Origin of the sequence: Paludibaculum fermentans (assembly GCF_015277775.1) — a bacterium.
GTDB classification, from domain to species: Bacteria; Acidobacteriota; Terriglobia; order Bryobacterales; family Bryobacteraceae; genus Paludibaculum; species Paludibaculum fermentans.
In genome coordinates, this window is the sequence record NZ_CP063849.1 from 7,101,751 (window position 1) to 7,119,767 (window position 18,017).

Here is an 18,017-nt window from a genome sequence, read left to right on the forward strand (position 1 = left end):
ATCCTCATCTTTCCATTTTGGATGGGCCGCGGCTCAGTGCAGATACACCCTTTTCTCTCAATGCGTCTGTGTCCGCGAATTCAGTGCTGTGACGGCGCGATACCAGTCTTCCTGCGGCGAGCCTTCGGGGCAGCCCCGGAGTTGCCAGAGTTCATAGGCGAATGCCGCGATATCCTCTTCCCTGAGTTCGCGGCTGACTTCGCTCACGCCGTACTCCATCCAGCTTATGCGGTTCTCCCACTGGGCTTGCAGGTAAGCGGTGGTGCTGTGTTCCGGTTTATGCCGGGAGGTCTGCTGTCCTGTCAGGTGGTCGTTGCTGCCGCGATGTTCCGCGCCGTTGAGATGTGTGTGTTCGGCAAGGTCCCGGCGTTCTTCGGCGATCCGCTTAGGCTCATTCATGCTGCGGGCAGCCGCACGCGGAGGACCAGTCGCAAGCGCTTTCCGCCGGCCCGATGTGGGCTGTTTCTGGTCTCCAGCTCCCAGGAAACCGATCGCTGAGTTTGGTTGCCGGGACAATTTTCGTTGCGGAAAGGGTCGACTGAAGGCTCCATCTTCAAGTGTGATGCGTGGCCTGTGACGAAATCCGGTCACGTGACCACGCGCGATCACCTTAAAGTCAGCATTCCGCTCTCCACTGGCATCCCGGACCGCGATTTTCCCGTACGCATTGCCGTGATAAACGGATCCGATTAAGGCTGCGATCCGGCAATCGTCAGCCGTGATCCCGCCGTGGCGAGACTCGAAAGTGGTTTCAGGATCCCATGCAAATGCACCACTTGCCTTGGATGCCTGAGAACGCGATTGCCAGTTTCCCAGGCCGGGCCCCCGGCGTGTATCTGCCGAATCGGCCGTGGGGCCGGACACTTGGATCCGGGCAGCCGGAATGTTGGCCCCCGACTTGCAGCCAGAACGGCGTATGGGCCACTTTCCATTTGCGGCAGCAACGCTGGTCACAACGGCCATGGTGTCGTTGTTGTGCCTGATGGGTCCTTTGGAATTTAAGTCCGTTGGCGCAGTATCGAGGCTCGCACCAGCCGTCCAGCACAACAGCCTGCCACCGGCTGGAGTTGCGGCACAAACCCAGGCAAATGCCAGGATCCAGGTCTTCCGCCAGCCCGCGGATTCGCGGTCGACCGTTGCTGGAGGGGGCAGTTTCGCCAGGAAGGGACTCATCCGTCTTCCCACGGCGCCTCAGTCCTCCGTGGTTCGGCGGAAAGTAGTACCTGCTGTGGTGGTTGGGCCGCGGAGTCCGGCCGCCTTTTCGGCTGCACGGCGCACCCGGCGCTATCCCAGCGGGGCTAGACACGGAATTCAGGGCTGTACACAAGATTGCGGAAAAGGACGAAAAAATGGCCAGTAAAATGACGGCGGTGTTTGGTATCTACCAGTCCAGAGTTCAGGCGGAAGAGAGCGTGGATCGTCTACTGAAAGGCGGCTTCACAAACGATGACATCTCCGTCCTGCTTCCAGACAATCAAGGCTCGAAGGACTTCGCACACGAGAAGAACACGAAGGCGCCGGAAGGGACCACAGCCGGTGTGACGGCCGGCGGCGCCATCGGCGGCGTTCTCGGATTGCTGGCCGGCATTGGCGCGCTGGCAATTCCCGGTATCGGGCCTCTCATCGCAGCTGGGCCGATTTTGAGCGCCCTGGCCGGACTTGGCGCCGGCGGCGCGGTGGGTGGCTTCATTGGAGCGTTGGTGGGGATGGGCATCCCTGAGTACGAAGCCAAGCGCTATGAAGGACACATCCGGGCCGGTGGTGTGCTTCTCTCTGTCCATTGCGATTCATCGGATGAGATTGCCCGGGCCCGGGATCTGCTCAAGCAGACGGGAGCCCAGGACATCTCTTCCACCAGCGAGGCAAGCGCGGACTACAAGGACAAAGGCGCCGCCGCCGCACATCTCTAAACTTCAGATGAGGCCAGGCAGAGGAACATCTGCCGTTCCTCATCTGACGGGTTGCACGGAGCAACCACGCCGGTCGTCGCTGACCTTACGACCGGCCCCATTCATCGGAGGACTGTTCCCCCGCCATCCCGACACCCTCCTTGTCGAGATGGCGGGGGTTTTTTATGTGCTTCGGCTTGGAACCAGGCAGGAGCAGTATTCCATGTACTGGAAGTTTGGGCGAAGGGCTTCCGTATTATTTACAGGCGTCCATGGATGGCGGAGCCAGCCATTCGGGCAGTGGTGCTGAATTTCGAGCAGCGGCGGTGGTTTTCGACCACAATCCGTGAGGAGTTGGCGCAGCTACTTCGTTTCGTTTCAAATAGATAGATAATCTGGAAGCGGAACTGCAATCACCTCAGTGAGTCCAATGCGGACGAAAGTGAGGACACAATGAAGAGATTTGTGGCGATTGGAGTTTTTGCACTGGCGTTGACGAGCGGCGTTGCAAGCGCGGCGGACGTATTCGTGCGCTTTGGGCCGCCTCCTCCGCCTCGTGAGGTCGTGGTGGTGCAACCGAGCCGGCGCCATGTCTGGGTGCCAGGGTACTACCAGTGGCACCACGGACGCTACGTCTGGACGAATGGGTACTGGGCGGTACCTCCGCGCGGGCGGGGGGCGTGGGTGCCCGGGTATTGGGCTCCCAAGCGGGGCGGATACATCTGGTTCGGCGGCCACTGGCGGTAAGGCTGCCGGGCGCGGGGCTCCCCCTGATGAAGGAGCTCCGCCTGCTGAAGTCCTGCCGTAGCCCGGCTAGAAGTTCGTCTTCTTCAGATACTCAAAACTTTGCTTGAGTGAATCGAGCGGGTTGCCGGGCGTCTGGTCCTGCTCGACGAAGTAGTGCTTGACGCCCACTTCGGAGGCGGCTTTCAGAACGGCAGGGATGTCGATGGAGCCGTTGCCGACTTCCTTGAAGGCTTCCTTGGCCACCTTCTCGTTGAACTGCGGTCCAACACCGGCGGCCACATTCTTGAGGTGCATGAGGGCGATGCGCTTGTTGTACTTCTTGAGGATCTCCACGGGGTCGTGCCCGCCAACCTTTGACCACATGATGTCGAGTTCCAGGCTCACATACTTGGGATCGGTGGTCTGCATCAGGACATCGAGCAACGTGCCGCCGGCGGCGGGTTCGAACTCGAAGGCGTGGTTGTGGTAGCAGAGGCTCAGGCCAGACTTGGCACAGGTCTCACCGGCCTTGTTCAGCGTCTCACCCAGCTTCTTGATGACGTCAACGCCGCCCCGATCTTTGGGGGCGATGTAGGGGCAAACGGCGAACTTCAAACCGCGCTTCTTGGCGTCGTCCAAAGCGGCGGGTAGTTTGTCCTGGTTGGTGGTGAAGAGGGCGGTGTCGAGGTGGACGCTGACCGGTTTTAGCTTGGTCTGCATCAGGCTGGGCCAGATGGCGTCGAGGCTGCCGCCGATCACTTCGGCTTCCGTGAAGCCGATTTCCTCCAGCGCCTTGAGCGTCTCGAGGGGCTTCTGCGGCAGTACAGTGCGTAGGGTGTACAACTGGACGCCCACAGTCTTCAAGGTGCGGGCGAAGGACGGGACCGCGGAAACGGCGAGCGCGGCGAGGAAACCACGGCGGTGGAGATTCAGCATCTCTATATCCTATTCCCGAACAGGCGAGCCCGGTAGAGTCCGCCTTTGTGGACGCGCCGGTCGACTGGAATCAGAAGTCGATACTGCTCTTCCTGGCTTCGATAGTGGCTGCCTTGAGCCCGGGAACTTTCAACAGGTCCTCGACTGTCTTGAACTTGCCCTTTTCCGTACGGTACTTCACGATGGCCGCACCCTGTGCGTCGGGAATGCCAAGACCGGCGGCCAGGTCTTTTTCGTCGGCGGTATTGACGTTTACACGGGCCACGGGGGTGCTCTTCGAGAGGTGCTGGCTGAGGTAGTCGACGACTTCACCCCACTGATCGTCGTCGCCCTTGGCTCCGCGCTGGATCATGTCCTCGACGATGCCGCTCCATCCTTCGCGGCTCTCGCGGCGGTTCAGGAAGATATTCGTTCCGTGGCAGGAGCCGCAGAGTTTCTCCGTGGTGGCCCGGCCCGGTGCTTCCGGCAACTTCGACTTCTGCTGAGCCTCGACGGGCAGTGTGCCGAGCAGGCCTGCGAACGCGAAACAAGCGATCGACCTGGAAAGAATGCGGTGGCCTGGCTGAGATCCTGTCATGCACCATCCTTGTATGCTGGAAGTAGAGAGCGCTCGCCCAGATGCGCTAGTTTTATTGTGTATCAAACCGCGGGATGAGAGGGAGAGGCTGGGATTGCCTATGCGACTTCTGCTGTTGGCCCTGATTGCCACGACACTGGCTGTTGCGCAGGACGGTCCGCCGCCGGGACGCGCGCCTCTGAAAGTCCGCGCCGCCCAGGGTGATCCGGAGGCGCAGTTCACGCTTGCGAAGAACTTTGAGGCGGGGCGCGGCGGCCTGACGAAGGACTATGTCCAGGCCCACCACTGGTATCTGTTGTCGGCGAACCAGGGCGATCCGTGGGCGCAGGCGAGTATCGGCCTGCTCTATCGCTTTGGAAAGGGCGTCCCTAAGGATCTTGTGCAGGCCTATATGTGGCTTTCGCTGGCTACCTCGGCGACGCACGGTCCGGACTCCGATTCCCTAGCGGAACTGCGTGACGCGGCTGGGGTCCATATGACAAAGGAAGAGATTGCGGAGGCGACCCGCCTGGCCAGCGCCTGGAAGCCTGCCCCTGTCGCACATCCATGAAACTGTCGAGTTGTACCGTCGTTCTCCTCGCCTTGATGGCCGTTTCCTGCCGGCAAAGCTCGAAGCCTGGTGCTGACAGGCCGATCGGGCGGCCCATCACGCTGAAGGCTCCGCTGGGTCTGCCGGAGGTGGCAGTGCCCCAGGACAACCCGGTGACTGCGGAAACCGTGGCGCTGGGTCGCAAGCTCTACTACGACCGGCGGCTTTCGGCGGATGATACGATCGCCTGTGCCAGTTGCCATGATCCGGGTAAGGGGTTCACCGACGGCAAGCGGTTTTCCACGGGGTTTCACAACCAGCAGGGCACGCGCAACGCTCCGCCAGTGGTGAACGCTGCTTATAGTCCGCTGCAGTTCTGGGACGGGCGCGCCGGGACACTGGAGGACCAGGCGGGTGGGCCTATCGCAAATCCGGTGGAGATGAACCAGAAGTACGATGTGCTGGTCGCCAAGCTTCAGGCGGACCCTGAGTATCGCTCCCAGTTCGAGAAGGCGTTCGGGCCGGGTGCCATTACGATGAGCCAGGTGCGCAAGGCGCTGGCGAGTTTCGAGCGGACGGTGGTCAGTGGGAACTCGGCATTCGACCGGTATGAGTATGGTGGCGACAAATCCGCCCTGTCTCCGGCCGCAGTGCGCGGTTTGGCGATCTTCCGCGATCCGGGTAAGGGGAATTGCATTGCCTGCCATCCCATCGGGGCGAAGAGTGCACTGTTCACGGATGGCAAGTTCCGCAATATTGGGGTGGGCGTGAATGAGGAAGGTGTGCTGACGGATCAGGGCCGGTTTCAGGAGACCAAGATCGAACGGGACAGGGGCGCCGTGAAGACTCCATCGCTGCGCAATGTCGCCCTGACCGCGCCCTACATGCACGATGGCAGCTTGAAGACGCTGCGCTCCGTGTTGGAATACTACGCCGGCGGCGGCAATTCAAATCCGGCGCTCGACAAGGATCTCAAACCTCTGCGGCTGAACAAAGCCGAGCGCGACGACCTGCTGGCGTTTCTTGAGTCGCTGACAGGCGAAATGCCGGCCGATGCGGGCCCGCCGGCCAACTGAGTACACTGAACACCAGACATGCAACACAGCCCTGCGTGGCGTATCGCCCTGGGAGCGGCGGCGCTGGCGGTTCTTGGCGGATGCTCCCGTCCTCAGCCCGAACAGAAGCAAGAGAAGGCGAAACCGGCATATTTTCGAGTCGATGCCGGCACGGCGGGCACGATCAGAGGGGTCATCCGGTTCAGTGGGCGGAAGACTGCGAGGCGGGTGATCGATATGGACCAGGAGCCGGAGTGTGCGCACCTGCACAAGGATGGCAAGGTGCTGGACGAGGACATCGTAGTCAATCCCAACGGGACGCTGGCGAATGTCTTCGTGTTCCTGAAGAAGGGGTTGGAGGACAAGAGCTTCGAGCCACCCACGACTCCGGTAGTGATCAATCAGAAGGGTTGCTGGTTCGAACCGCGCGTGCTGGGTATGCAGACCGGGCAATCGTTGAAGGTAACCAATTCCGATCCGGTGACGCATAACATCCATCCGATGGCGAAGGTCAACTATGAGTGGAATCATAGCCAGGCTCCGGAGGATCCGCCGCTGTCACGCCGCTTCGTGCGGGAAGAGGTGATGATCCGGGTGAAGTGCAATGTGCACGGCTGGATGCGCGCCTGGGTGGGGGTGCTGCCGCATCCCTATTTCGCGGTGACGGGCACCGATGGCTCGTTCGAGATTCGCAATATCCCTCCGGGCACCTACACTCTGGCGGCCTGGCAGGAGCGATTCGGATCGGAGGAGCAGACGGTGACGCTGTCCCCTTCGTCGCAACAGAATGTCACGTTCACATTCAAAGGAGACTGAGGTGACGACACGGAAATACGCGCTGCTCACGGCCGGGTTGACGATTCTGCTGGCTGGCTGTACGCGGCCGCCTGCCGCTCCCGAGCCCTCGTCCTCGGCCTACCGGATCTATGTGACGAACGAGGCGTCGGGCGATATGAGCGTCATCGACCCGGCGACGATGAACGTGATCGCGACGGTGCCGCTAGGCAAACGTCCGCGAGGCATTCATGCCAGCCCGGACCGCAAGACGATCTATGTGGCGTTGAGCGGATCTCCCATCGCCGGGCCGGGCGTGGATGAGAGCACTCTGCCGCCGCCCGACAAAAGCGCCGACGGCATCGGCGTCTTCGATGTGAAGCAGAACAAGCTCGTGCGCGTGTTGCACAGCGGTTCGGATCCGGAAAACTTCGACATCAGCAAGGACGGCAAGCGGATGTATGTCTCCAATGAGGATGTGGCGGGGATCTCAGTGGTGGACCTGGAGACCGAGAAGGCGATCGCGACGCTGCCGACGGGTGAGGAGCCCGAGGGGGTCCGGATCAGCCCGGATGGAAAGTGGGTCTTTGTGACGTCGGAAGAGGCCGGAACTCTGGCGGTGGTAGACACAACGACGAACAAGGTTGTGGACTCGTTCAAGGTGGGCCGCCGGCCGCGCTCCATTGCATTTCTTCCAGATAGCGCTACGGCCTGGGTGAATGCCGAGAACGATGGCGCCGTGGTGCTGGTGGACGCAGTGAAGCACAAGATTGTGGATACCGTGCAACTGGGAGAGCGCGGCGTTGTGAAGCCGATGGCGGTGCTGCTGTCACCCGACGCGAAGACGCTCTATGTGAGTTCGGGCCGGGGGAAGAAGGTTTTTATCCTGGATGCGGCCAATCGGAAGGTGGAGGCGTCGATTGAGGTGGGGCAGCGGCCTTGGGGGATTGCGCTTTCACCAGATGGGAAAACGCTCTTCTCGGCGAACGGGCCGTCGAACGATCTCTCGGTAGTGGATCTTGCCACCCGCACGGTGAGCCGGAAAGTGAAGCTCACCGGCTCGCCGTGGGGTGTCGTTGCGCTGGAACAGTAAGCAGCTTCAGATCTCCATGAAGATGCCGAAGCCGTAGAGCGTGTTGTCGGTGGTGGTGAAGAAGACGCGGCCGTTCGCCAAGGTGAGGCCCGTCAGGCTGGCTGGGACCGTGACCTGGTTACCGGTGGAGTAGAGTTCCTTGCCTGTCGCGGCGTCCAAGCCGTAGAGCGTGGCCTGGCCCGCAGTCGAGAGGGCAAAGAGCGCGCCGCTCGTGATGACAGGAGCCACCGGCGACCTCAGGTCGCGCGAGGCCCAGGCCGGCACGAGGACGACCTTGCCGTCCTTCTCTTCGACGCGGAAGGCGACGATGGATCCGTTGGGTGCAGCGCCATTTGCGGCCGCGGGCTTAAAGGCACTGTTGAGGGCGCCCCAGACCGGAGCGGCGAGCCAACGGGCACCGTCGGCATCCTCCCATGTGGAGAGTCCGCCTGTGATACCACCCTGCGAAGAGGCGATGACAGGGGTCTGAGCCAGCGGCGTTTTGTGGTCGGCGCCGCCCAGCGACTTGGAATCCAGCAGGACGATGCGGCCATCCGGTGAGGCAGTGGCGATGACATCGCGGCCTTTGAACTCGAAGACTACTGGAGTGGTGACGTTCAGGGCCGGATTCTTCCTGGCGGCGGACTTGGGCAGGAGGAAGTAGTCTTTCTGCTCGACTTTCTTGGAGCTGAGGGCGAGCAGCGCGTTGCCCCACTTGCCGCTGGCAGGATCGGAGACGCCGGAGCCCGTCTGGATATAAACTGTGCCGTCGTTGCCGACAGCGAAACCGCCAGTGCCATTGGGGTCGGTTCCGGCCAGCGGGAACGAGACGGGGGACGTCTCTTCCTGGGCAAGGTCGATGGCATAGATTGCGTTCGCCACACCGCCACAACCCCCGGTGGTCATCGCATAGACCGTGTTGTCCGTCATCAGCAGGCTGGCCGGTTTGGTGTTGGCGGGCAGAAACTTGAGAGCAGGGAACTGATCGCTGCCGTCGGAAGAGTTGACCATGTGCAGGGTGCCGTCACCGGCGAGCACGTAGACGGAGCGGGAGCCACCGAAGCCGCCGCCGCCCAGGCGCGCGGGCAGCGTGGGGCGTGGCGTCGCGGCTGCAGCGCCACCGGCAGGTCTGGGGCCCCCTGGACGGCGGCCGAAGACCGCAGGCGGGGTGAGGGCCGGGACCGTGGCGAGGCTGGCGCATTCAGGTCCACCCTGCGCGGGGGCATTCAGCTTTGTCTTCCAGAATGGCCGGTTCAGGTCGAGATCGATGGCCCACAGATCCCCGGAATTCCCGTAGACGAAGCCGAGCTCCTTAAAGCCTTTATAGGAGATGAGCAGGCCGATGACGACGGGCGGCGTCAGGGCCTTGCTGCCCGGGGCCGGGCCGTCGATTTTGCTTTTCAGGACAAGCTGGAAGTCCTTGACGTTGTCCCTGGTGATGCGGACATCGCTCTTTGCCCAGCCGGTGCGGCGGGCGTCACCCCCGGCGGAGGGCCAGTCGACCGGCCGGCCTTGCGGGGTGGCGATGCCGGCGGTTGCCATCGCGGTCAGAACCAGTGCACCAATCGATCTCATGAAATCACCTCGAAGAATTCCCGTGGCACGGACGTTGTGGGGCGGAATCGTCAGATTGAGCTGCATGGTGCTATTTCCCCGGCAGGCCAAAGCAGTAGAGGACGCTGTCGAACGAACCGAGGTAGACCCGGCCATTGGCCACGGACAAGGCTCCGAAATGGACGAACGACGAGATCTCGTCGCCGCTGTTGTAGAGTTCCTTGCCGGTCTGCCCATCGAGGGCGTAGAGAACAGCATGAGTGGAGGCCTTGATGCGGAGGGGGCTGTAATCGGCCAGTCCCTTGTCGGGGTAGGCTTGGCGGGTGTTCTCGCCGCTGCCGTAGGCGAAGACGATGCCATTCGCGATGACGGGCGGCTCGGCCTGATCCATGTCGCGGGACATCCAGGCCGGGGTCAGCTGCGGTTTTCCGTTGACCTCTTCCACCTTGAAGGCGACGACGGCGCCGTGCTCCACCGGGCCGTGCGACACGGGAGGCTTGAAGTTCGGATGAGACGGGCCCCAGAAGGGTGTGAGGGCCCAGCGGGTGCCCTTATCGTCGAGCCAACTGGCCATGCTGCCCCAGATTCCCGCTGACTGGAAGTCGACTTCCTCGTTACAGAGCAGCGGGGTGCGGAACATGGGGACCATGTGGTTCTCGCCGCCCGCGGAGCGTGTGTCGAGCAGGTAGACCCGGCATTCCTTGCTGCCGGTGACCATCAGTTCGCGGCCCTTGTAGTCGAAGATGGCGGGGGTGACTTGCATGTCGAGGTCCCGCTTCTGCAGCCACACCCAGTTGGAAGGCTCGAACCAGTCGCGGATCTTGAGTTCGCCGCCGGTGACTTTTGCACCGATCAGACCGTTTCCATAGACCTCATTGGCGGCGTCATAGCGGCCGTCACCGGTGGGCGCCCAGGCGGTGCCGGTGGAGTCGATGGCGACGCCGCTGCGGCCCCAGAGTCCGCCGCTCTTCGGGTGGGCGACCATCACCTTGTGCTCGGGGTCCTTCAGATTGACTGCCCACATCTGGTTTGGATTGCCGGCGCAGCCCTGCGAGGTGGAGGTGAAGAGGATGTCGTTCCAGAGGTTCAGCGAGTAGTGCTTACCGTTGGGATAGCCGAAGGGGAACGGCGGCGCGACTTCCTCCCCATCGCCTACGCTCAACGAGTGCAGCTTGCCATCGCCCGCGAGGGCGTAGAGCGTTCGTGCCCCATTGGCGGCGGCCGGGCCCACTGTCGGCGCGGCCGTCATGCCAGGCGGGCAGAGCGGATCGCCCGGGCGGCCGCGGCGTTCCGGCTCAGGATACTCAAAATGCTTTTGCCAGAGGAGTTTCCCCGTTTTGACGTCGATGGCATAAATGTTGTCGGAGATTCCGCCGACGATGCCGATCTCCTTCGGACCGCTGGGGGTGGGTACGTTCTCGACGATCATCGGCGCGAAGAGCGAATGCATCTCCTGCGGTACGTTGTCGAGCTTCAGTTTCCAGAGGACCTTCAGATTCTTCACATTATCTTTGGTGAGAATCTTCTCGTCCTGCTGCCATGCCGTACGCTGCGGGTTGCCGCCGTCAGTGGGCCAGTCGGCGCCATAGAGCAGGCCGCAGCCCATCAGTCCCAGGATCCAAACAAAGTGTCTTCGCATCAGTGCCATCTCCTCATCTCGGCTAACAAACGGGGTGCCAGAGCACGCATAGGATTGGAAGTGCACGCGACGACGGACGCCATCGCGACTATCGATCAAAATCCTTCATCCAGCCAGCCTCTCCGCCGATGTTGAGTAACATACCACCATCGGCACCGGCTACGGGACCCGGCGAGGCGCGGGCGGTGGGTGTGGGGGAAGTCAGCGCTGGATACCAAAGTGCTGCCGGATCGAGCGGCGGTACCGGCACAGTGCTGTTTGGAAAGCGTGTGAATGCAAGCGTACACAGCTCATTCAGGCGCTGCCTCTTACGTCGCCTCCGGCGGATCCGTGGCCTCGGCGGCCTGCTCTATGGTGCAAAAGTGACCGTTGGCAAGTACGTTCGATCAAACCATGTCAGGACCCTGCAGGGTTTTGGGTGCTATTGCTCGGATCTGAGATCCGGCAATCTGGGAGCTGTCCGGAAGGTCGTTCTTGCCACCCTGGGACAGTTGATATAATCGCGCCGGGCTATTGCCACTTTACGTAGGGGGCCAGGAGCAAGGTATGAATCTGAATGGCGTTCCATCCAAGCTGATGCGGGTGATCGTTTGCGGCATGGCGATTGGCGCCGCCGTCTTCGCGCAGCAGGCGCCGCCGGCGGGTGCGGCAGCGGGTGCACAGGGTCGTCCGCGCGGTGCGGGCCGTGCCATGAATCCGGCGAATCTGGTGCCGCCGCTGGAAGAGTCGGGTTACACACAGATCTTTGACGGGAAGAGCCTGAACGGCTGGGATGTGGATCCGGATTTCTGGCGGGTGGAAGACGGCGCAATTGTGGGTGAGACCAAGGCCGATCATCAGCCAAAGCAGAACATCTTTGCGATTTGGCGCGGCGGCAAGCCGGCGGACTTCGAATTCAAGGCGCAATACCGGATGACCGGCGGCAACAGCGGCATCCAGTACCGCAGTATCGAGCGGCCTGATGTCGCGAAGTGGGTGCTGCAGGGCTACCAGGCGGACATCGACGCACAGCAGCAGTACACGGGACAGATCTATGAAGAACGCGGCCGGGGCTTCCTCGCCCTACGCGGCATGTTTGCCTATGTGGGTGACGGCAAGAAGACGGGCATGGTGGGCAAGGTCGGAGAGAATGAGGAGCTGAAGGCTTTCATCAAGAACGACGACTGGAACGAGATCCACATCATTGCCCGTGGCAATACGATCATCCAGCTGATCAACGGCCACGTGATGGCCACGCTGGTGGACGACGACACCACGAAACGCAAGATGGACGGAGTGATCGGACTCCAGCTCCACCTCACCAGCACCGGGATGAAGATCGAAGTCAAGAACATCCGTCTCAAAACGTTCTAAGGGAGTGCGCGGGGCCGGGTTCGCGCACTCCGGCCCATTCCCCTAATACTTGCAGGCTGAGTTGTCTGCCTTGACGTAGTACGATTTGAAGTTTTTCGCCTTGGGGTCGATGCAGCCCACGAGGTTCAGCAATTCCACCTTGCGGAACTCGATCGGGTGGCTTTCACTCTGCAGCGAGATGAAACCCTCATTCAACAGCATCCCGTCGGGTTTCGCCGTGGGATCGAAGTTAGTGACTGAACCGCCGCCGACCTGCGGCATCTCGTAGGTCAGCACCGTCTCTCCATTCACCACGTGGCGTACGACGCTGTCGCCATGCACCACGGCCTCCACCCGTACCCACTGATCGCCATGGAACGTCTTCGACGTGGAATTGATGCAGTGCTTCGTCACCAGTGAGCCATCCATCACCAGATTGGTGCCGGGCGTACAGACATTCGCGTTGCTACGTGCATCCTTGCCGTTGCCGCCGAGCAGTTGCACTTCGATGGAAATAGGGAAATCCTGGTCCTTGCCCATCGTCTCAGGCCGCTGGCAGTGGATCATGATGCCGCTGTTGCGAAACGCCCACGCCGGGCCGCCCTTGGCTTGCTCTCCCGTGAACCGGTATTCGACGGCGATGATGTAGTGCGAGAATTTGTCCTTGTAGAAGATGTGGCCGAAGCGGCTGTTGAACTGGTCGTATTTGTCGTATGAGACCTTCAGCAGGCCGTCTTCCACGCGAAATGTATTGCCGAAGTTGTCACCAAATGCGTAGCCGGTGATCTTGGGCTTCCATCCGTCCAGGTTCTTTCCGTTAAAGAGCTGGACCCAGTCCTTCTGGTCCTGGGCTCCGGCGGGAGCTTGCGCGAAAAGCGGGGCCAGCAAGACAATCGGGGCAAGGGCGATGAGTATCGGTTTCATGACGTGCCAAGTATATCGATTGGGCGGCGCACCGGAAAGCCGGCCTGGTCTGCCGCGCGGTTTTCAGAAATAGCCCATCAGCACAGCGAGCCCGATGTGGAGAAACACGAGGACCGCAAAGGAATAGCTGAATGGCTTGTGAATGACGTGCCAGAGATGGAAGATCTCGCCGGCGCGCCGCAGGAAAAGAATCTTGGCCGTCAGCCAGCCCTGCCTGCGTACGATGGCGAGTACTGCTTCCAATTCGGGATGGTTCGAGCTTCGAAGGCCACCCAGGGAGAACATCAATTCGCTGCCGCTCAGAACCCGCCGGCGTAGGCGCGCCATTCGAAAGGGTCGCAATACATCCAGCCACGACATCCAGGCGATGGCCTGCCACAGGTGCATTCGATCCACCTGGGCGGCGGACGGCAATTGCAGGGCTTCGCGCAGGTCTGCTCCGTCGAAAACTTCCTGGCTGCGGATCTCGCGGTTCAGGTCCTGGCTCGTATCCTGCAATTCCCGTAAACTGACCTCCGCCATTGTCACGCTGCGCGGAATCTGGGCGTACAGGTAACGGCCGGCGATGCCGCTGACGACGATCGCCATCATGATCCAGTAGGCCATTCCAGCGAGGCCCTGCAGTTTGAGCGAGGAGTGAAACGTGACAAGGACCGGCACGGCGAGTCCCAGGATGATGTGGATGTCCAACCAGTGACGCGTTTTCCCAATTCGTTGCAGCGGTTTCCAGTGCTTCCGCAGTGGATAGAGGAAGAGGCAAAGGAAGATCCCTAGCGAGAGCATCCCCACGCGGAGGCCGATCTGTCCCGACGGCCTCAGTTGCCAATGCCTGGGGTGGACAGGGCGTTCCGCCAGCGGCAGGCGATAGTAGTCGAATCCGATAGCGGTGAGCCAGAGGATCAGCCCCATTGCGCCGAACATGAGAAGTGCGGCGCGCAGGCGATGGGGCAGTTCATTTCGAGCAGTACTCATTGCTTACCTGTGGTGTCTCCCTTGACCTGGGTAACCTTCGATTCCGTTTCGACCGAGAACCGGCGGTAACCCGCGAACGTGTGTGTGTTGCGCCAGTGCTGGTGACGGGTGCGCGCATCGATGACAGCGGAGAGCGGCAGCCAAACCTGTGATGCGGCCCCCACCGCTCCGTACCGCACGAGACTGTGGAGCCCGACGAGGCCGATGTCTTCCAGCGGTTCGCGGAGATCCGATTCAATCTGATGAACCTGGCCGGTGGACTCATCGAGCCAGGCAACGCCCTTCCAGGGGATAGGGTATTGACGGCCCGAGACCTCGAGTACTGACGGTGAATCCTTCGTGCCGACATGCTCGAAGCTCAGTCTTGCCCACTTCACCCCGTCGAGCATTTGTGGTTCCAGTTGCTCGAAGTGGTAACTGCCGGAGAAGCGCGGCAGAAAGATCATGAGCAGGACGGCAAAGCCCGTTGTTGAGAGCAACGGCTGCCCCGGTAGCTTTTGATGCTTCTTCTCAATACGGGATTCCTCCACCGAGAAGTCGCCACTGGATGCGTCCACCAGCAGCAGGTAGTCGAATTCGCTCTCACGGTGCTCCTGCACTTTGGAGCCATCGGAGAGCTTCAATTGTTCGAGGCGTTCGGTGCAGGCCATGGACGGGAACTCGGTGGCGAACTGCTCGGCGCGGTTCTGTGCCCGCTGCAGCAGAGTGGCTGGAGCATCCTGCGAAGCGGCGGCAGGGACGGCGAGCGCAAACAGACAACAAGACGCGATGGCGAGCATTAGAACCGGTACCCCACTGTGAGAAAAGTCTGATCATAGTTTTGAACCTGGCCCCGGTAGGTCATCCAGCCGCCTGTAACGAAGTAGTGACGGGAGAAGGACCAGTCAATGCTGCCGCCGATGAAGCGCGCGCGCGTTTGCTGGGTCAGCGCCCCGTGAAACTCCTGCTGCCCGGCCTGGGCCTCGAGCCGTAACTGCTCGCCGAGATTCCGAGTGAGCGTAAAGGAGGTGTAGCGGCCAGTGCCGAAGCTGCTGGTGAAGCTGCTGTAGCGCCCTTCCAGCCGGGATTTGATCCAGGGCAACTGGCTCCAACTCGCGCTGTACATCTGGTTGAGGGAGGAGCGCGGGTCATTTTCGCGGTGGCTACGCCCCCAGTTGCCGCTCAGCGTCAGCCGGTCGATGGGTTGGACGCGGATGCCGCCGCTGAAGCCCTGAAAGAGGAAGTTGTCGAGGAGGCCGGTACCCAGCAGACGGATGTCGAAGGTGGGCGTGCCGCGGAGATGGTTGTGGCTGAGGTCGAAAGTAACCCGGCGGTGGGGCTGGAAGCGTGTGCTGGTGAAGCTTCTCGTGAGCTGCAGTCCGGTCTGGCCATCGAACAGCCTCGGGTTGCGCTGGTCCGCTTCCATTGTGTGAAGGAGCGTGAACTTTGTGCCGACAAAGACGGAGTTCTCGGCGAAGAGGAATTGGCGTTCCGGGCGCCAATGCACGCGAGTGATGGCGACACCGACTGTGCCACTCCAGCGGGCGGATTCATAGTTGCCGCGCTGCGCGTTCAAAAACGTACCGAGCATCTGGCGATTCGGGTCGTAGTTCCACTGGGTGGGGTCCGGAGTGGAGCCGGCGAAGACACCGGCCGTCAGGGTCTTCCCGAATGAGCGTGCCAGGTAGCCGCCATCGAGCGTGCTCAGGCTGGATGCCCAGGGCAGCAGGACGCGTCCGAAGCCCAGTTGATAGGGGCTGCGCGGATTCGAGTAGAACAGGCCTATGTGATAGGTGCGGTTCACGAGGTCAGTCAGGGTTTGCGCCTGGCCGCCACTGGTCGAATTCACACGACCGCGCCAATAACCTGAGATCGACCAATAAGTTCCCTCGATACGGGTCCAATCCACCCGAATTGCCATGCCCTCCTGATGGGAGGAGAGACCGGCACCGCTGCGGTCGTTCAGCGAGTTCCACTCGAAACCGAGACGGCCGGTGAGACGGCCTTCTTCAGTGAGCGGCGGGCTGGGCACATACTCGCGGACCTCCTCCTCCAATGGATCGCCGCTGGTGAAGCTCACGACTTGGGCGTAGCGCTGACGCCTGGCGGAGTTGCGAATGCGCTCGAGGTTTTCCTGGGCGGCGGTGGCAAGCAGCGCTAGGTCGCCGGGTTCCGGCTGCAGGTCGTCGACTGTGCTTCTGATTTCGCAGAAGGCTGACTGGGTTGCGACGGAGACGACGACGCCTTCTCCGACGGCTCTGGCGGACATTCGAGCCTCACCTGGAGCGAGACGCTGGAAGGTGAGCTTCATGCCCTCAGCCAAGCCGGTGGCGCTCCCCTGGTCCAGATACACACCGCCTGCGACAACCTGGCGGATGTGAATTGGTGGAGACGCTGTCTGCGCCAGCAGGACACTTGCCGGCGCCAGAAATGTGGCGATCCATCTCCACATGGCTATGAGTTCCCCTTCGGATGGCATTGATAGCAACTAGGGCTCGCATAGACGTAGTTCTTGCGCCCGTTGTGCTTTTTGTCCATGTCGGTCTTGTTGTGGGCGTGGCAATCGATACAGCTGAAGACCGCGTAGTTGGACGGCGTTGTGTGGCAGTCGTTGCAGGTGGTCCACTTGCCGGCGTGCTTGCCCGTGTAGATGGGGAAGTTGTGGTTGAACTTGGCACCCTTCCACTGCGTGGTGGTGTGGCAGGAGGTACAGGTATGCGGGAAACCGGCCGTCAGGTGATTGGGGTTGGAAACCTGCTCGTAGACCTTCTGATGGCAGGCGTAGCAGTCTGTTGGGGTGCCGGTATAGCGTCCGCCGACATGGCAGTTTGCGCAGGCGACGGAGGTATGTGCGCCGGTGAGCGGGAATTTCGTCAGCGCATGATTAAAGACCGCGCCTTTCCACTGCGTGGTGGAATGGCAGACTGAGCAATCCTTCGGGAAGCCTGCCGTGACGTGGTTCGGATTGGTGGTGGAGTTGTAAAGAGGCAGATGGCAGGCATCGCAATTCATGGGCGTGCCCGCATAGACCCCATTCACATGGCACAGGCTGCACTGGGTGGTCGCATGCTTGCCGGTGAGAGCAAAGCGCGTCGCACTGTGATTGAAGACCGCGCCCTTCCACTGGGTGGTGTTGTGGCAGGCGGTGCAATCAGTGGGGAAGCCCGCCGCGGCGTGGTTGGGATTCGTAGTGGACTTGTACAGCGCCAGGTGGCACGACTGGCAAGTCTGCGGAGTTCCTTTGAAAGTGTTGTTGACGTGACAGCTCAGGCACGGAGCCTGGAGGTGTGCGCCCGTCAGGGGGAACTTGGTCATGGACGTGTGGTCGAACTGGGCGCCCTTCCACTGTGTCGTGTTGTGGCAGACCGTGCAGTCTTTGGGGAAGCCGGCGGTGGCGTGGTTGGGGGTGGTCGTTTCTGGTAGTCGGGCAGGTGGCAGCCGTCGCACGTTTGCGGTGTGCCTTTGTAGACGCCGTTCACGTGACAGAGTGAGCACTGCGTTTGCACATGGGCGCCGGTCAGGGGGAACTTGGTCATGGCGGTGTGATCGAACTTCGCGCCCTTCCATTGGGTGGTGGTGTGGCAGACGATGCAGTCTTTGGGGAAGCCGGCGGCCGCGTGATTGGGTGTAGACGTCTTCTGGTAGTCGGGGGTATGGCATCCCTCGCAGGTGGAGACGGTGCCTGCGTACTTATTGCCGATGTGACAGCTCTGGCACGGTGTGGCGACATGCGCGCCGGTCAGAGCGAACTTTGTCTTGGAGTGGTCGAAGAGGGCGCCCTTGCGTTTGCACATGTGCGCCGGTGAGCGGGAACTTGGTCATGGCGGTGTGATCGAACTTCGCGCCCTTCCACTGGGTAGTGGTGTGGCAGGCCGCGCAGTCTCTGGGGAAGCCGGCTGAGGCGTGATTCGGGTTCACCGTTTCTGGTAGTCGGGCAGGTGGCAGCCGTCGCACGTTTGCGGTGTGCCTTTGTAGACGCCGTTCACGTGACAGAGTGAGCACTGCGTTTGCACATGGGCGCCGGTCAGGGGGAACTTGGTCATGGCGGTGTGATCGAAC

The 18,017-nt window shown here is 61.5% G+C and carries 19 protein-coding genes; 7 read left to right on the forward strand and 12 right to left on the reverse strand.

All coding sequences use genetic code 11. The features are described 5' to 3' along the window. Window positions 1-57: 57 nt before the first annotated feature. Window positions 58-1,173 carry a DUF2934 domain-containing protein gene (locus IRI77_RS28115; RefSeq protein WP_194448294.1) on the reverse strand — a complete coding sequence of 372 codons (1,116 nt, stop codon included), beginning with the start codon at window positions 1,171-1,173 and terminating at the stop codon, window positions 58-60. A 176-nt stretch (window positions 1,174-1,349) separates the two neighbouring features. Between IRI77_RS28115 and IRI77_RS28120 the strand changes: the two genes are divergently transcribed. Together IRI77_RS28120 and IRI77_RS38730 are read left to right on the forward strand one after the other, a co-directional pair. Next, on the forward strand, window positions 1,350-1,910 hold the full coding sequence (locus IRI77_RS28120; protein ID WP_194448295.1) for a general stress protein: 561 nt from the start codon (window positions 1,350-1,352) through the stop codon (window positions 1,908-1,910). A gap of 432 nt (window positions 1,911-2,342) precedes the next feature. Then, window positions 2,343-2,636: a YXWGXW repeat-containing protein gene (locus IRI77_RS38730; RefSeq protein WP_194448296.1), complete on the forward strand. Its 294-nt coding sequence runs from the start codon at window positions 2,343-2,345 to the stop codon at window positions 2,634-2,636. 66 nt (window positions 2,637-2,702) lie between these two features. On the opposite strand, the gene IRI77_RS28130 is transcribed toward IRI77_RS38730, so the two are convergent. Then, window positions 2,703-3,551, reverse strand: a complete 849-nt coding sequence (locus tag IRI77_RS28130) for a sugar phosphate isomerase/epimerase family protein (RefSeq protein WP_194448297.1) — start codon at window positions 3,549-3,551, stop codon at window positions 2,703-2,705. A 70-nt stretch (window positions 3,552-3,621) separates the two neighbouring features. After that, window positions 3,622-4,128 carry a ComEA family DNA-binding protein gene (locus tag IRI77_RS28135; RefSeq protein WP_194448298.1) on the reverse strand — a complete coding sequence of 169 codons (507 nt, stop codon included), beginning with the start codon at window positions 4,126-4,128 and terminating at the stop codon, window positions 3,622-3,624. Window positions 4,129-4,228: 100 nt separating this feature from the next. On the opposite strand from IRI77_RS28135, the gene IRI77_RS28140 reads away from it, so the two are divergent. The 4 genes from IRI77_RS28140 to IRI77_RS28155 are packed head-to-tail and all read left to right on the forward strand — an operon-like array spanning window position 4,229 to window position 7,579. Continuing rightward, window positions 4,229-4,678 carry a tetratricopeptide repeat protein gene (locus IRI77_RS28140; protein WP_194448299.1) on the forward strand — a complete coding sequence of 150 codons (450 nt, stop codon included), beginning with the start codon at window positions 4,229-4,231 and terminating at the stop codon, window positions 4,676-4,678. Beyond that, on the forward strand, window positions 4,675-5,733 hold the full coding sequence (locus IRI77_RS28145) for a cytochrome-c peroxidase (protein WP_194448300.1): 1,059 nt from the start codon (window positions 4,675-4,677) through the stop codon (window positions 5,731-5,733). The genes IRI77_RS28140 and IRI77_RS28145 overlap by 4 nt, the downstream gene beginning before the upstream one ends. An 18-nt stretch (window positions 5,734-5,751) precedes the next feature. Next, entirely contained in the window at window positions 5,752-6,528 is a 777-nt protein-coding gene (locus tag IRI77_RS28150; protein WP_194448301.1) for a carboxypeptidase regulatory-like domain-containing protein, read from the forward strand. A 1-nt stretch (window position 6,529) separates the two neighbouring features. Then, window positions 6,530-7,579, forward strand: coding sequence for a YVTN family beta-propeller repeat protein (locus tag IRI77_RS28155; protein WP_228486355.1), 1,050 nt, complete (start codon window positions 6,530-6,532; stop codon window positions 7,577-7,579). Between the two features lie 6 nt (window positions 7,580-7,585). On the opposite strand, the gene IRI77_RS28160 is transcribed toward IRI77_RS28155, so the two are convergent. Continuing rightward, complete coding sequence (locus IRI77_RS28160; protein ID WP_194448303.1) at window positions 7,586-9,133, reverse strand: outer membrane protein assembly factor BamB family protein; 1,548 nt, start codon at window positions 9,131-9,133, stop codon at window positions 7,586-7,588. Window positions 9,134-9,203: 70 nt separating this feature from the next. Continuing rightward, window positions 9,204-10,751, reverse strand: coding sequence for a pyrrolo-quinoline quinone (locus tag IRI77_RS28165; protein WP_194448304.1), 1,548 nt, complete (start codon window positions 10,749-10,751; stop codon window positions 9,204-9,206). A 546-nt stretch (window positions 10,752-11,297) separates the two neighbouring features. Here IRI77_RS28165 and IRI77_RS28170 point away from each other — a divergent pair. Beyond that, window positions 11,298-12,104 (forward strand): 3-keto-disaccharide hydrolase, encoded by an 807-nt coding sequence (locus IRI77_RS28170; RefSeq protein WP_228486356.1) that lies wholly within the window; start codon window positions 11,298-11,300, stop codon window positions 12,102-12,104. A gap of 42 nt (window positions 12,105-12,146) precedes the next feature. Here IRI77_RS28170 and IRI77_RS28175 read toward each other — a convergent pair whose 3' ends face one another. The 7 genes from IRI77_RS28175 to IRI77_RS38420 all read right to left on the reverse strand — a co-directional run bounded on the left by IRI77_RS28175 (window position 12,147) and on the right by IRI77_RS38420 (window position 18,001). After that, on the reverse strand, window positions 12,147-13,007 hold the full coding sequence (locus IRI77_RS28175; protein ID WP_194448305.1) for a 3-keto-disaccharide hydrolase: 861 nt from the start codon (window positions 13,005-13,007) through the stop codon (window positions 12,147-12,149). 63 nt (window positions 13,008-13,070) lie between these two features. Next, the gene (locus IRI77_RS28180; RefSeq protein WP_194448306.1) at window positions 13,071-13,979 is read right to left on the reverse strand and encodes a hypothetical protein; all 909 of its coding nucleotides are present in this window, start codon (window positions 13,977-13,979) and stop codon (window positions 13,071-13,073) included. Then, complete coding sequence (locus IRI77_RS28185) at window positions 13,976-14,758, reverse strand: hypothetical protein (protein ID WP_194448307.1); 783 nt, start codon at window positions 14,756-14,758, stop codon at window positions 13,976-13,978. Before IRI77_RS28185 ends, IRI77_RS28180 begins: the two co-directional genes overlap by 4 nt. Continuing rightward, on the reverse strand, window positions 14,758-16,410 hold the full coding sequence (locus tag IRI77_RS28190) for a hypothetical protein (protein ID WP_194448308.1): 1,653 nt from the start codon (window positions 16,408-16,410) through the stop codon (window positions 14,758-14,760). The genes IRI77_RS28185 and IRI77_RS28190 overlap by 1 nt, the downstream gene beginning before the upstream one ends. Window positions 16,411-16,412: 2 nt before the next feature. Next, complete coding sequence (locus tag IRI77_RS28195) at window positions 16,413-17,273, reverse strand: hypothetical protein (RefSeq protein ID WP_194448309.1); 861 nt, start codon at window positions 17,271-17,273, stop codon at window positions 16,413-16,415. Continuing rightward, entirely contained in the window at window positions 17,270-17,752 is a 483-nt protein-coding gene (locus IRI77_RS28200) for a hypothetical protein (protein WP_194448310.1), read from the reverse strand. Before IRI77_RS28200 ends, IRI77_RS28195 begins: the two co-directional genes overlap by 4 nt. Window positions 17,753-17,872: 120 nt before the next feature. Continuing rightward, complete coding sequence (locus IRI77_RS38420; RefSeq protein ID WP_267239352.1) at window positions 17,873-18,001, reverse strand: hypothetical protein; 129 nt, start codon at window positions 17,999-18,001, stop codon at window positions 17,873-17,875. Window positions 18,002-18,017 lie beyond the last annotated feature (16 nt).

Bases quoted from the DNA above. Each gene is read 5' to 3' on its own strand.
- IRI77_RS28115 (WP_194448294.1), bottom strand. From the start codon at position 1,173: ATGAGTCCCTTCCTGGCGAAACTGCCCCCTCCAGCAACGGTCGACCGC.
- IRI77_RS28135 (WP_194448298.1), bottom strand. From the start codon at position 4,128: ATGACAGGATCTCAGCCAGGCCACCGCATTCTTTCCAGGTCGATCGCT.
- IRI77_RS28185 (WP_194448307.1), bottom strand. From the start codon at position 14,758: ATGCTCGCCATCGCGTCTTGTTGTCTGTTTGCGCTCGCCGTCCCTGCC.
- IRI77_RS28190 (WP_194448308.1), bottom strand. From the start codon at position 16,410: ATGTGGAGATGGATCGCCACATTTCTGGCGCCGGCAAGTGTCCTGCTG.
- IRI77_RS28140 (WP_194448299.1), top strand. From the start codon at position 4,229: ATGCGACTTCTGCTGTTGGCCCTGATTGCCACGACACTGGCTGTTGCG.
- IRI77_RS38420 (WP_267239352.1), bottom strand. From the start codon at position 18,001: ATGACCAAGTTCCCCCTGACCGGCGCCCATGTGCAAACGCAGTGCTCA.
- IRI77_RS28120 (WP_194448295.1), top strand. From the start codon at position 1,350: ATGGCCAGTAAAATGACGGCGGTGTTTGGTATCTACCAGTCCAGAGTT.
- IRI77_RS28180 (WP_194448306.1), bottom strand. From the start codon at position 13,979: ATGAGTACTGCTCGAAATGAACTGCCCCATCGCCTGCGCGCCGCACTT.
- IRI77_RS28200 (WP_194448310.1), bottom strand. From the start codon at position 17,752: ATGTGCAAACGCAAGGGCGCCCTCTTCGACCACTCCAAGACAAAGTTC.
- IRI77_RS28175 (WP_194448305.1), bottom strand. From the start codon at position 13,007: ATGAAACCGATACTCATCGCCCTTGCCCCGATTGTCTTGCTGGCCCCG.
- IRI77_RS28170 (WP_228486356.1), top strand. From the start codon at position 11,298: ATGAATCTGAATGGCGTTCCATCCAAGCTGATGCGGGTGATCGTTTGC.
- IRI77_RS38730 (WP_194448296.1), top strand. From the start codon at position 2,343: ATGAAGAGATTTGTGGCGATTGGAGTTTTTGCACTGGCGTTGACGAGC.
- IRI77_RS28165 (WP_194448304.1), bottom strand. From the start codon at position 10,751: ATGCGAAGACACTTTGTTTGGATCCTGGGACTGATGGGCTGCGGCCTG.
- IRI77_RS28195 (WP_194448309.1), bottom strand. From the start codon at position 17,273: ATGACCAAGTTCCCCCTGACGGGCGCACACCTCCAGGCTCCGTGCCTG.
- IRI77_RS28160 (WP_194448303.1), bottom strand. From the start codon at position 9,133: ATGAGATCGATTGGTGCACTGGTTCTGACCGCGATGGCAACCGCCGGC.
- IRI77_RS28145 (WP_194448300.1), top strand. From the start codon at position 4,675: ATGAAACTGTCGAGTTGTACCGTCGTTCTCCTCGCCTTGATGGCCGTT.
- IRI77_RS28130 (WP_194448297.1), bottom strand. From the start codon at position 3,551: ATGCTGAATCTCCACCGCCGTGGTTTCCTCGCCGCGCTCGCCGTTTCC.
- IRI77_RS28150 (WP_194448301.1), top strand. From the start codon at position 5,752: ATGCAACACAGCCCTGCGTGGCGTATCGCCCTGGGAGCGGCGGCGCTG.